Raw genomic sequence first — 12,076 nt, forward strand, 5'->3', positions numbered from 1 at the left:
ATTTCAATTAATTGTCAAGCTCAAGTGGAGTTGCCCCTTCAATTTGCTCAAACGTTTCAGTGTCATTAGCTCTTAACGGCTGAGATGTGAAATTTACACGCATCCACATTTTAAGCTTTATACTTAAAAAGAATAAAATAGGAACAACAATTAAAGTTAAGAATGTGGCGATTAATAAACCGTAAATAACAGTCCACGCTAATGGTCCCCAAAAGACAACGTTGTCTCCACCCATATATATGTTTGGATTAAAATCTGCAAATAACGTAAAGAAGTTAATGTTTAGACCAATAGCTAAAGGTATTAGACCTAAAATTGTTGTAATTGCAGTTAATAACACCGGCCTTAAACGGGCTTTACCTGCTCTAACGATACTTTCAAAAAGATCTTCAGTCGTTAAATAATCGGTTTCTTCTAAGTCCAGTTCATTTTTCTTTCTATCAATCAGCAATTGTGCGTAATCTAGAAGTACCACACCGTTGTTTACTACAATTCCGGCTAGCGATATAATACCAACCATAGTCATCATAATAACAAAGGCACTTCCTGAAATAACGATACCACCAAAAACACCAATAAAACTTAAGAAAATCGCAATCATTATAATTGTTGGTTTCGAAATGGAGTTAAATTGAAATATTAGAATGAAGAAAATTAACCCTAATCCTGTAAAGAATGCTCCAACTAAAAAGGCCATTTGTTTATTCTGTTCTTCAATCTGACCTGTATAATCGATATGAATATCATCAGCTAAGCCTTCATAGCTTTTCATTTCATTTTGAATCTGAGTTACAATTGCGCCAGCATCTGTATACCCTGGTGATAAAGCTGAATAAACAGTAACAACACGTTTAGTGTCCTTATGTTTAATAGCACTAAAACCAGAATTGTTTTTCTGTTTCGCAACCGTAGATAATGGAATCTCCTTTATTTGACCAGTATTGTCTCTAAATGTAATATTTTGATTAAAAAGAGCACTCTTATCATACCGATTGGCTTCGTTAAAACGGACATAGATATCAAAATCGTCTCCATCTTCTTTATAGATTCCGGCTTTAGAACCAAAGATAGAATTACGTAATTGATCTCCAATTTGTTTTGCAGTAATTCCTAATTCACCTGCTTTTTTTCTATCAATTTCAACCAACATGGTTGGTTTGTCTTTGTTAACGTCTATTTTAAGCTCGTCAATTCCAGCTATATTTTTAGAGTTAATAAAAGTTCGCATTTGCTCAGCAGTCGCAATTAATTCGTTGTAGTCGTTACCGTCTATTTCAATATTAATTGGGGAACCTGCAGGTGGTCCGTTGGCATCTTTTTCAACAGAAATTAGTACACCTGGGAAAATACCAACTAAAGCCTCTTGTACTTTTTGACGTAAAAGTTCACTGTCTTCACCTTTTCTAAATTTATATTCGCGCATAGACGCTGTGATCTTAGCTTTGTGCGGCATTTCAGCACCAGATCCCATATCTGTTTGTGGGTTTCCGGCTCCTTCTCCAACTTGAGAAACAGCACTTTCTACTAAGAAGTTTCTGTTACCATCCATGTATTGGTCTCCATTTATAACCGCATCCACACGCTTTTCTATTTGTGCAGTAATGGCATTAGTTTTTTCAATGGCTGTACCTTGTGGATACTCTATATAGACAATAATTTGGTTGGGTTTATTATCTGGGAAGAATTCTACTTTAGTACGTTGTGTGCTTAGAGAAACTCCAAAAGCAATAAAAGCAGCAATTAATAATAGAAACGTCGCAATAGTTAAAACGTAAGGTTGCTTTTTTGATAATGAATTTCTTAAACGTACTTCATACCAGTTTTCAAGTCTTACCAAAGCTTTATTTTGGAAACTATTTGCCCATCCTCTGATGAAAAATCGATAAGCCCAAAGCATAATCGCTGTAAAAATCATAATGGTTCCTAAACCACGATATGTACCACCAAAAATTAAAATAAGAATTCCAATCACGGCTACAATAATTGTAGTTCTAATAATTTGATTTAAAGGCATGTCCTTATCTTCAGTAGTCATATAACGCGATACCAACACCGAATTGAAAAATATAGCAACGACTAAAGAGGATCCTAAAACGATGGATAAGGTAATTGGTAAAATCTTCATGAATTCCCCCATGATACCAGGCCAAAGTCCTAAAGGTACAAAGGCTGCAACCGTTGTTGCTGTAGAAATAATTATAGGATATGCAATTTCTCCAATTCCTTTTTTAGCCGCTTCAATACGTCCCATACCTTCGTCTTCCATTAAGCGATAGACGTTCTCAACAACTACAATACCATTATCTACCAACATTCCAAGCCCCATAATAAGTCCAAAAAGTACCATAGTGTTTAAACTATAGCCGATAAAACCTAAAATCATAAGCGACATAAACATGGACATTGGAATGGCAAAACCAACGAATAAGGCATTTTTAAAACCTAAAAAGAACATTAAAACGGTAACCACTAAAATAACACCAAAGATGATGTTGTTTACCAAATCATCTACCTGCCCAATCGTTACTGGTGATTGATCGTTTGTAATGGTAACTTCTAAATCCTTTGGGAATACGTTATCTATAGCATTCTGTACAATAACCTGTGTTTGCTCTGCAGCAGCAACCATGTTTTTACCAGCACGCTTTTTAACGTCTAACATTACTACTGGTTTTTCAGATTTTCTTGCGAATGTGGTTTTATCTTCTTCATGAAATGCAACAGTTGCCACATCTTTTAAATAGATTGGACTGCCATTGTCTGATTTTACAACGAAGTTTTCAAGTTCTGAAGGTTTTTCAATTTCTCCAATAATACGTATAGTACGTCGTTGTCCGCTAGCTTTTAAGTTACCTGCAGATTGTGTAATGTTTCCATTTCCAATAGCACCAAGAATATCATTAAACGTTACTTTGGCCGCCATCATTTTGTAGATGTCTACCGCTACTTCAACTTCTTTCTCTTGAGCACCGCGGATATCTGCCTTCTTAATTTCTTGTAAATCTTCTATTTCATCTTGAAGATATTCGGCATAATCTTTTAATTTTTCAATAGGATAATCCCCAGAAATATTAATGTTAAGAATTGGCATTTCTTCCGAAAGACTTAATTCAAAAACATCGGGTTCTACTTTTGCTCCGTTAAATGTTGGCCAATCTTCGCCAGCTGTTTCCGAATCAATTTCATCTTTTACTTTCTGTTTGGCCTGTTCTACAGTAATGTTTTCATCAAATTCTATGACCACCATAGAATAATCTTCTTGTGATGTTGAGGTGATTTCTACAACATTACTTACTGTTTTTAGCTTGTCTTCTACAGGATCGGTAATTAACTTTTCGATATCCTCAGCAGTGTTTCCTGGATAAATGGTACTAACGTAAATTTTAGTTTCATTAACCTCAGGGAATGCTTCTCTTGGCATGTCGAAAAAAGCTGAAATTCCTAAATAGAAAAATACGGCGATCAGCACATACATCGTGGTTTTATTGTTAATTGCCCACGATGACCAACCAAATTCCTTTTCGGTATTTTTTTTATTTTCAGCCATTAGTTTTTAGTTTCATAATTAATAACTTCAACAGATTGTCCGTCTCTTACGCTACGTGCACCTTCTTTAATGATTTCAGATCCATCTTCTAGTCCTTTTAAGACTTCAATAATATCGTCTTGAGTTTTTCCTGTTTCAATAATTACACGTTTTGCAGTACCAATACCTTTTACATTTTTATCTGTAACAACATATACATATTGTTCTCCTTCTGAATTTTCAGAAACGACACTTTGTGGAATTAATAACGCTTTTTCACTAGTGTAATCGTTAATTTTTAAACGCGCAGATAAATTTGGTTTAATAGATTTGTCATCATTAGGAATACCTACTTCAACCTTAAAAGTTCGGTTTGCAGGATTTATGAAATCACCAGCTTGACGAATATCGGTCTCTATTGTTTTTCCTAAAACGGGAATATTAACACTTACACTTTTTCCTTTTGTAACGTCTGAAACGTAACGTTCTGGCACTTCTGTTTCAATATACATATTGTCTAAATTTACAATACGCATTAATGGAGATTGGCCTGCAGCAACAACACTTCCTTGCTCCGTAATAATGTCATCAATAGTACCAGAAAAAGGTGCTGTAACATTAGTTTTAGCAATTTGTTGGTTTAATTGGTTTACGGCTTCTTGTTGCGATTGATAAGTAGATTTTGATTGTAAGAATTGAATTTCACTTCCAATATTCTGTTCCCAAAGTCTTTGCTGACGCTCGTAAGTGGTTTTTGCTAATTCTGCTTGAATTTTTAATTGTGCCAATTGTTGACTTAAACCACCGTCATCAATCTTTGCTAAAATTTGTCCTTTTTTAACTTTTTGACCTTCCTTTACATACACATTTGTTAGGATACCGTTATATTCTGGTGTAATAGTTAAAAGGTCTTTAGTAGTGACATTTCCTTGCAGTTCTAAAACGTGGTTAAATACTTCGACTTGAGCTTTAAACGTGGTGATTAAAGGCACGTGCTTGGTAGTATCTAAGGTTTTTATTTTCTCATCCAAAAGCTTAATTTTATCATTGATGCCTTCTTGCTCAGCGACTAATTGACCTCGCTTTGTTCTAATAGTTTCAAGGTTATCACTTTGTATAGCTTGCTCTACAGAATTTTTCTTTTCCCCAGAACAGGATATCGATACGATTGCAACGATTAATAATAGATATATGTACTTCATTTTGTTGGTGATTTTTAATTATTGAATGGTGTATTAAGAACGGTTTCTAAGGTTGCTTTAGAGTTTATAACGTCTAGCATTGCTTGAAGTAATTCTTGTTGTGCGGTGTATAATTGGGTTTGTGCTTGTCTCAATTCAAAACTAGAACCAATACCTTCAAAAAACTTGGTTTGGTTCTTAGCTTCAATACGTTCTGCTAAACCTAAATTCTCTTGTTTATTGGCATAATCCTCAATAGCGAATTGGTAATCGCTTTTTGCTGATTCAATTTGAAGCTTAATACGTTGTTCGGTTTCGGTTAATTCCGTTTGTGCTTTTTCAAGGTTGATTGCTGCACGTTGTGTTGAGGCACTTCGCATACCTGAGCTAAAGATTGGGATATCTAAACTAACACCAAATAACGACGACCCAAACCAAGGTTGGCTTGTCTTGGTAAATGAAAAGTCTTCGCTGTAACCAGAATAACCACCATTAATAAAGGCATTAAGAGTTGGTAAGGCTTTGCTTTTTTCGAGTTTAACCATTAGCGCTTTTGCTTTTGTATCGTTTTGGGCAATTAAATAATCAATGGTACTTTCGGGATTATTTTCTGCATCTAAATCTGCTAACGAGATGTTTTGGTCAGTTAATGTTTCTAGATTATCCGTTAATACCATAGTATTTTGAACATCTAATCCTAAATTAATATTTAGCATCTGATAGGCTAACTTTTTTAGTCTTTCAACATTATTCAAGTTACTTTTTACGCCAGAGAGGGTGATTTGTAGTTGTTCAACACTTTCTTCTTCTCCCAATCCATTTTCGTAAATTTTCTGTGTTTCGAAAAGATTTTTTTCTAAGACATCAATATTTCTTTCAAAAATTTTGATACTTTCTTCTGCTAATAAAACATTTCCGTAAGCTTCAATAACCGCTTTTCTGACTTCTAAATCGGTCTTTATTTTAGCATTTTTAGATATTTCTAAAAAGACTTTGGCAGATTGTAGACCTACAAGATAGGACCCATCAAATATTTTTTGATTTAAGGTTGCAAAGGCCGTCATGCTGTGTTTAGTACCAAACATTACTTCTGCAAATTCTCCGGGTTGCCCACCAAAAAATTCTGCAGGAATTAATTGCACTTGCTGTTTTAAATTGTTCTGATAATCTATACTTGCACTTACTTGAGGTAAACCAGTAGCTGTTGTTTCCCATTTCTGTTGTTTGGCTGCTTCAATATCTCGTGAAGCATTAATGGCAGTTCTATTGTTTTCCAAAGCGTAATCAATAGCTTCTTGAAGCGAAAGTTGTGTTGGCTGCTCTTGTGCAAAGCCAGTTTGAAAAATAATAAAGCCTATTATTAGCGTTAGTGTTTTTTTCATAGGTTATTAGAGGTTGGTGTTTAATTCTGTTAATGTTTCTAGGCCTTTAGTTGAGCAAATACCTCTTAAATGGTAGTCTATATAATTGTTCATTAGATTTTGCATTGCATAAGTATCGCGTGGAAAAATATCTTGATCCTTTAAAGAAATCATACCGTTAAAGTAGAGGCGTGCTATAAAATCGACTTCTATGGAATCTCTGTACAGTTTCTGTGTAACACCGCGTTCTAAATTGCGAGTGACACAGCCAATCATTTTTTCAAATTGCTTTCGTTTTAATGAGCAGTATATCTTAGGATAATACTTTTGAAGCTGATATTGAGGCGATGATTTTTCATCTTTTAGATTAAGCATTACAAACCGCTTAATTTCATATATTTCGTTAATTGGATTAGTGTTCAGTTCACATATACAATCAATACCTTTAGAAATATTTTCAAAAACATGCATTGCCGTGGCTTCCACTAATTTTGTTTTATTCTGAAAATGTTGATAAATCGTTTTTTTTGAAATACCCATTTCATTAGCAATATCGTCCATAGTTACGCTCTTAAAACCTAAGTTTGAGAATAAATCAGTAGACTTTATTATTATTTTATCCTTCATCATTGTGTTCCGCCTAAGTGGAATATCTTTTTAAATTGTGGCGCAAATTTACAATAGGAAACTTTAAAAACCAAAAAAGTTTCCAAAGTTTTAATGATTTTTTTACATGGCTAACATTCGTTTAAAATATCTTTAATGCATTATTTTTGTCCAATGCAATATATAGAACAGTATCAAAAGCCTTTTCTAAAATTTTTAGAGGGTTTTACAACCGATAAGGAACCTAAAAATTTATATAATCCTATAAACTATATTCTTCAGTTAGGGGGAAAACGCTTACGACCAATTTTAACGTTGATGGCGGCAGAAATTTTCGGTGGAAATGCCGATAGAGCTATGGATGCGGCATTGTCTATTGAGGTTTTTCATAATTTTTCTTTAGTCCACGACGATATTATGGATGACGCACCTTTAAGACGTGGAGAGGAAACTGTTCATGAAAAATGGAATCTAAATACCGGAATTCTTTCTGGGGATGCCATGTTGATTATGGCTTATCAATTATTTGAAAATTATGAGCCACAAACATTTCAGGCTTTGGCTAAATTATTTAGTAAAACAGCTTTAGAGGTTTGTGAAGGTCAGCAATATGATATTGATTTTGAAACACGCAATGATGTTACGATTTCTGAATATCTGAAAATGATTGAATATAAAACAGCTGTTTTGGTTGGTGCTGCTATGAAAATGGGTGCTATTGTCGCTAATGCGTCTATCGAAGATCAGAATTCTATTTATGAGTTTGGTCGACTTTTAGGTATTGCGTTTCAATTGCAGGACGATTATTTAGATGCTTTTGGAAATCCTGAAACCTTCGGAAAACAAGTCGGTGGAGATATTATAGAAAATAAAAAAACATATTTGTACCTTAAAACTATGGAGTTAGGGTCTGAAGATGAGACGTTGAATTTAAAGACATTTATGTCTAATTTAGAGCTTCCTAATAGCAATAAAGTTGAAAAGGTAAAAGCGTTATTCTATGCATCGGGTGCAGCAGAAGCTACTCAAAATGCTGTGAAATCATACACAAATAAGGCGTTTGAAGTTTTAGAAACTTTAAATGTGTCTCATGAGAAAAAGCAAGTCCTTAGAGTATTTGGAGAACAATTAATGAATAGACGCGTTTAATTTCTAATGAGTTTACCATCTAATTTTGAGGATTTAATTGTTGCGGCGGAACAACTACAATTGTATAAGAAACTTATTCTTCAACTTAATAAAGATTTACTTTATGCTAATATCGATTTAGAGTTAGACAAAGAAACCTTGCCAACGAGTTTAAAATTAGTGCTTCAAGAAACCGTTTATGATTTGATAAACTCTAAATTTTCAGACTATTTAAACTTACTTTATATTATAGATGTTTCTGAGGCTAAAATTAGAAATCTCGATGGTAGTGATGCATTACGCTTATCTGAAGACGTGACCTTTATGATTTTACAACGCGAATGGCAAAAGGTTTGGTATAAATCCAAATATTCTTAATAGTAATGTTGTTTTATAAAAGATAGAAGATCACTTAGCTTTTAGATTTTGTAGTAAAGATGACGTTTTAATTAATTGAAAAAAATTAAATTATTCAGTCTTCTCACTTTCAGAAAAAGCATGGCTGCTCGGTTTTGAAATCAATAAAATCAAACCTTTTAAACGAATACCTCATGTTTTAGTTAGTCATTAGGATCTTAAAATAATTATATAGGATAAATTTATCTTATTTAAGATAATAATTGTATTTTTGTATTCTAAAATAACATTAAAGGATGTTTTCTAAAGCTTGCGAATACGGAATAAAAGCTGCAATTTTTATTGCTATTAATTCTTCAGAACATAGACGTGTCAGTCCAAAAGAGATTTCTGAAGAGATTGATTCTCCTCAGGCGTTTACTGCAAAAATATTGCAAGACTTAGTTAGAAATGACATTGTGAAATCCGTTCGAGGAGCTCATGGTGGTTTTGAAATTGACAAAGATAAGATTGCAACAACCAAACTCTCGCAAATTGTTTTTGCTATAGATGGGGATAATATTTATAAGGGCTGTGGGTTAGGCTTACATACCTGTGATGAAAATCATCCTTGCCCTGTACACGATAAATTTAAGGCTATTAGAGAAGAGCTGAGGGATATGTTAGAAAACACAAGCCTAGAACAATTGGCTTTAGATATTAAATCTGGGGTTTCATTTTTAAAGATCTAAAAAAATTTGAATATAAATAGGATAAATTTATCCGAAATTAAAATATAATATGGAAACACTTCAAGAAAAGACCCAAAAAGAAATAGGACAATATGTTGCTGACGATTTTAGAACAGCTGCAATTTTTTCTAAATACAAAATAGATTTTTGTTGCAATGGTAATAGAACAGTAGAAGAGGCTTGCGATAAAAAAGACATAGACTATAATCATCTTATGGCTGAAATTAATCAGGTTTTAAATTCTAAAGGAGCTGAAACCATTGATTACAAATCTTGGCCGCTAGATTTATTGGCGGAATATATTGAAAAGAAGCACCACAGGTATGTCGAAGAAAAAATTCCTGTGCTGAGTCAGTTTTTAAATAAATTGTGTCGTGTGCATGGAGAGCGTCATCCTGAATTGTTTAAAATCAATGAATTATTTACAGCGTCTGCAGGCGAATTAACATCGCATATGAAGAAAGAAGAACTTATACTTTTTCCTTTTGTAAAAAGAATGGTTAATGCTAGACTAAAAAGTGAAGCCATTCAATCACCGCAATTCGGTACAGTAGAAAACCCAATTGCGATGATGATGGAAGAGCATGATGCCGAAGGTGACCGTTTTAGAGAAATTGATGAACTTACTAATAATTACACTCCACCTGCAGATGCTTGTAACACCTATAAAGTTACGTTTGCAATGTTAGATGAATTTGAAAAAGATCTGCATTTACACATTCATTTAGAGAATAATATTTTATTTCCTGAAGCTATAAAACTAGAACAACAGTTGAGGTAAAAGCCATCTCTACTACGTTTTTAAATTAGGAAAATCCTAAGATGTTATTCCCTTGCATTTTGGGATTTTCTTCTTATTAATCTGCACCTCACTAAATCGTAATCTTAACAATGCCAAAAAAATTAGTCGTCATATGTTTAATTAATTTTCTAATTGCTGCGGTAATGGGTTTGGCATTACGCTTTTCATTTATAGAACCCATTGGTTTAAATTATAGATTTTTAACGCACGCACATTCTCATGTAGCCATGTTGGGGTGGGTTTACTTAATGTTATTCACGCTATGTGTTCATTATTTTATTCCTAATGAAACAAAGGTTTTTAATCGCTTATTTTGGCTCACAGAATTTGCTGTTGTTGGTATGATGATTAGCTTTCCGATACTAGGTTATGCAGCTATGTCCATAGCATTTTCAACATTACACATATTTTGTAGTTACTACTTTGCACATCTCATTTGGAAACATCTTAAAACAGATTCTACTGTAACCGAAAAGTTATTAAAATCGTCACTCCTATTTATGATGGTTTCTACCATTGGAGTTTGGTGTCTAGGACCTGCAGTTTCCATGCTTGGATCAACGTCGGCCTTTTATCACATTGCCATTCAATTCTTTTTACACTTTCAGTTTAACGGTTGGTTTTTAATTGCTGTTATTACTGTGTTTTTTCACCTATTAAAGGTTGAAGACTCTAAACTATTTAGACAGTTTTATAGGTTGTTAATTGCATCTGCAATACTAACATTTGCCCTGCCAATTCAATGGTTTGCGCCTCATATTAGCTTGCCTTGGATTAATGGAGTAGGTGTTGTGCTTCAAGTTTTAATGCTTTATAAATTCTTTCAACTTATAAAGCCTAATCCGTATTTAGCATGGCACAAAGAATCAAAGCTTGTGACTTACATGTACGGTTTTGCATTGGTCTGTTTTATCTTAAAAGCTCTGTGTCAAACCGTATCTATTTTGCCGGAATTCTCTGCCGTTGTTTACAATCACCGCAATTTTGTTATCGGATTTATTCACCTAATTATGCTAGGTGTCATTTCAGGCTTTTTATTTGCTTTCATTATAAAAAGCAACTTCCTAAGCAGTTCTAAAACTTTAAATTTTGGTGTGTACAGTTTCCTTTTAGGCTTTGTTTTAACTGAGGTACTGCTGTTAATTCAAGGGATTATGTTTTACTTCGGAACTGGAATTCTACCCCATTATTACCTGTTATTATTCTTATTTAGTATCCTTTTACCATTAGGTATCGGTGTACTATTATTCACTATTATTAAACACAAAAATTATGCAACCAAAACCGCAAAAACGACATAATGCACTTCAACCGTTAAGCAGAGAACACCATCATGGTTTATTATTATCTTGGAAAATTAGAGCGGGATTCAGTAAAGACATCGACCCTAAACGCATTAGAGCTTATGCCGATTGGTTTTTTGAAAATCACTTAATTCCCCATTTTGAAATAGAAGAAACTCACATTTTTAACATATTAGAGCCTGAAAACGAATTAATAAAACGCGCATTAGCAGAACACAGACGATTAAAGCGCTTGTTTGTAGATCGTGACGACGACTTAAAAATCTTGAGTAAAATTGAAGAAGAATTAGAACAGCACATCCGATTTGAAGAACGCATCTTGTTTCCCGAAATTCAGAAAGTAGCAACTGAAGCGCAATTGCGTCACATTGAAATCATCCATCAACCTGAAAAATTTGAGGATAACGAAAGTGATGTGTTTTGGAAATTATAAATTGATATTATGATTTATGTCATTGCAGCTCTTAATAAGTTTCCGTAACTTTAAGTATAAGTTTATGATTATGAAAAAGATACTCTTGCTTGCGGATTTTTCTAAGAATGCTATAAATATAATTATTGATATTATATAGTCATCAGGCAGGTGTTGAAAATAGACAAATTTAAAATTTAACGTTATGGTCAAATCCTTAAAAAAAGAAGAATGTCAATTAATTTTGAATCAAAATTATATAGGACATTTGGCGTATATTTATCAAAACAAACCTTTTGTTGTCCCAATCACTTATTTTTATTCAGACCATAGAATTATTTGTTATTCAGGGTATGGTCATAAAATTAATGCTATGCGTCAACATAATAACGTGGCTATAGAGATCTCTGAAATAACTTCAATTACTAATTGGAAATCGGTCGTGGCTCATGGTCAATACATAGAGTTAGAACGCAGCAGTGCAAAAGCGTTATTGCACGAGTTTTCTTTAGGTGTAAAAGATGTTATAATGCGAAAAGAATTACGCGACTTAGATTTTATTAATGAGTTTTCTGCTAAAGTTGATTCTGATGAAATCCCTACAATATTTGTTATAAACATTGAAGAATTAACAGGAAAGTTAAGGCATGACTAATCAAGACTGCTAA

At 33.4% G+C, this 12,076-nt stretch carries 11 protein-coding genes; 7 read left to right on the top strand and 4 right to left on the bottom strand.

The window, feature by feature from the left end:
* Positions 1-7: 7 nt before the first annotated feature.
* The 4 genes from HM986_RS06650 to HM986_RS06665 are packed head-to-tail and all read right to left on the bottom strand — an operon-like array spanning position 8 to position 6,695.
* Positions 8-3,547 carry an efflux RND transporter permease subunit gene (locus HM986_RS06650; protein WP_179334254.1) on the bottom strand — a complete coding sequence of 1,180 codons (3,540 nt, stop codon included), beginning with the start codon at positions 3,545-3,547 and terminating at the stop codon, positions 8-10.
* The gene (locus HM986_RS06655) at positions 3,547-4,728 is read right to left on the bottom strand and encodes an efflux RND transporter periplasmic adaptor subunit (RefSeq protein ID WP_179334255.1); all 1,182 of its coding nucleotides are present in this window, start codon (positions 4,726-4,728) and stop codon (positions 3,547-3,549) included. The genes HM986_RS06650 and HM986_RS06655 overlap by 1 nt, the downstream gene beginning before the upstream one ends.
* Before the next feature lie 14 nt (positions 4,729-4,742).
* Positions 4,743-6,089, bottom strand: a complete 1,347-nt coding sequence (locus HM986_RS06660; protein WP_179334256.1) for a TolC family protein — start codon at positions 6,087-6,089, stop codon at positions 4,743-4,745.
* A 6-nt stretch (positions 6,090-6,095) separates the two neighbouring features.
* Positions 6,096-6,695 carry a TetR/AcrR family transcriptional regulator gene (locus tag HM986_RS06665; RefSeq protein WP_179334415.1) on the bottom strand — a complete coding sequence of 200 codons (600 nt, stop codon included), beginning with the start codon at positions 6,693-6,695 and terminating at the stop codon, positions 6,096-6,098.
* A 153-nt stretch (positions 6,696-6,848) separates the two neighbouring features.
* Here HM986_RS06665 and HM986_RS06670 point away from each other — a divergent pair, with 153 nt between their 5' ends.
* The 7 genes from HM986_RS06670 (at position 6,849) to HM986_RS06700 (ending at position 12,063) form a co-directional block, all read left to right on the top strand.
* A complete protein-coding gene (locus HM986_RS06670; RefSeq protein ID WP_179334416.1) occupies positions 6,849-7,823 on the top strand; it encodes a polyprenyl synthetase family protein in 975 nt (324 codons plus the stop codon).
* A gap of 6 nt (positions 7,824-7,829) precedes the next feature.
* Positions 7,830-8,180 carry a hypothetical protein gene (locus HM986_RS06675; RefSeq protein WP_179334257.1) on the top strand — a complete coding sequence of 117 codons (351 nt, stop codon included), beginning with the start codon at positions 7,830-7,832 and terminating at the stop codon, positions 8,178-8,180.
* A 275-nt stretch (positions 8,181-8,455) separates the two neighbouring features.
* Complete coding sequence (locus HM986_RS06680; protein ID WP_179334258.1) at positions 8,456-8,890, top strand: RrF2 family transcriptional regulator; 435 nt, start codon at positions 8,456-8,458, stop codon at positions 8,888-8,890.
* A gap of 49 nt (positions 8,891-8,939) precedes the next feature.
* Complete coding sequence (ric, locus tag HM986_RS06685) at positions 8,940-9,671, top strand: iron-sulfur cluster repair di-iron protein (RefSeq protein WP_179334259.1); 732 nt, start codon at positions 8,940-8,942, stop codon at positions 9,669-9,671.
* A 110-nt stretch (positions 9,672-9,781) separates the two neighbouring features.
* Positions 9,782-10,993, top strand: coding sequence for a hypothetical protein (locus HM986_RS06690; protein ID WP_179334260.1), 1,212 nt, complete (start codon positions 9,782-9,784; stop codon positions 10,991-10,993).
* On the top strand, positions 10,965-11,429 hold the full coding sequence (locus tag HM986_RS06695; protein ID WP_179334261.1) for a hemerythrin domain-containing protein: 465 nt from the start codon (positions 10,965-10,967) through the stop codon (positions 11,427-11,429). The genes HM986_RS06690 and HM986_RS06695 overlap by 29 nt, the downstream gene beginning before the upstream one ends.
* A gap of 184 nt (positions 11,430-11,613) precedes the next feature.
* Complete coding sequence (locus HM986_RS06700) at positions 11,614-12,063, top strand: pyridoxamine 5'-phosphate oxidase family protein (RefSeq protein ID WP_179334262.1); 450 nt, start codon at positions 11,614-11,616, stop codon at positions 12,061-12,063.
* Positions 12,064-12,076: the final 13 nt, after the last annotated feature.

This window comes from Winogradskyella costae (assembly GCF_013403865.1).
Taxonomy (GTDB): Bacteria; Bacteroidota; Bacteroidia; order Flavobacteriales; family Flavobacteriaceae; genus Winogradskyella; species Winogradskyella costae.

What these genes read in the sequence shown, in the direction of transcription:
- HM986_RS06650 (WP_179334254.1), bottom strand. Translation starts at nt 3,547, where the DNA reads ATGGCTGAAAATAAAAAAAATACCGAAAAGGAATTTGGTTGGTCATCG.
- HM986_RS06655 (WP_179334255.1), bottom strand. Translation starts at nt 4,728, where the DNA reads ATGAAGTACATATATCTATTATTAATCGTTGCAATCGTATCGATATCC.
- HM986_RS06660 (WP_179334256.1), bottom strand. Translation starts at nt 6,089, where the DNA reads ATGAAAAAAACACTAACGCTAATAATAGGCTTTATTATTTTTCAAACT.
- HM986_RS06665 (WP_179334415.1), bottom strand. Translation starts at nt 6,695, where the DNA reads ATGAAGGATAAAATAATAATAAAGTCTACTGATTTATTCTCAAACTTA.
- HM986_RS06670 (WP_179334416.1), top strand. Translation starts at nt 6,849, where the DNA reads ATGCAATATATAGAACAGTATCAAAAGCCTTTTCTAAAATTTTTAGAG.
- HM986_RS06675 (WP_179334257.1), top strand. Translation starts at nt 7,830, where the DNA reads ATGAGTTTACCATCTAATTTTGAGGATTTAATTGTTGCGGCGGAACAA.
- HM986_RS06680 (WP_179334258.1), top strand. Translation starts at nt 8,456, where the DNA reads ATGTTTTCTAAAGCTTGCGAATACGGAATAAAAGCTGCAATTTTTATT.
- ric (WP_179334259.1), top strand. Translation starts at nt 8,940, where the DNA reads ATGGAAACACTTCAAGAAAAGACCCAAAAAGAAATAGGACAATATGTT.
- HM986_RS06690 (WP_179334260.1), top strand. Translation starts at nt 9,782, where the DNA reads ATGCCAAAAAAATTAGTCGTCATATGTTTAATTAATTTTCTAATTGCT.
- HM986_RS06695 (WP_179334261.1), top strand. Translation starts at nt 10,965, where the DNA reads ATGCAACCAAAACCGCAAAAACGACATAATGCACTTCAACCGTTAAGC.
- HM986_RS06700 (WP_179334262.1), top strand. Translation starts at nt 11,614, where the DNA reads ATGGTCAAATCCTTAAAAAAAGAAGAATGTCAATTAATTTTGAATCAA.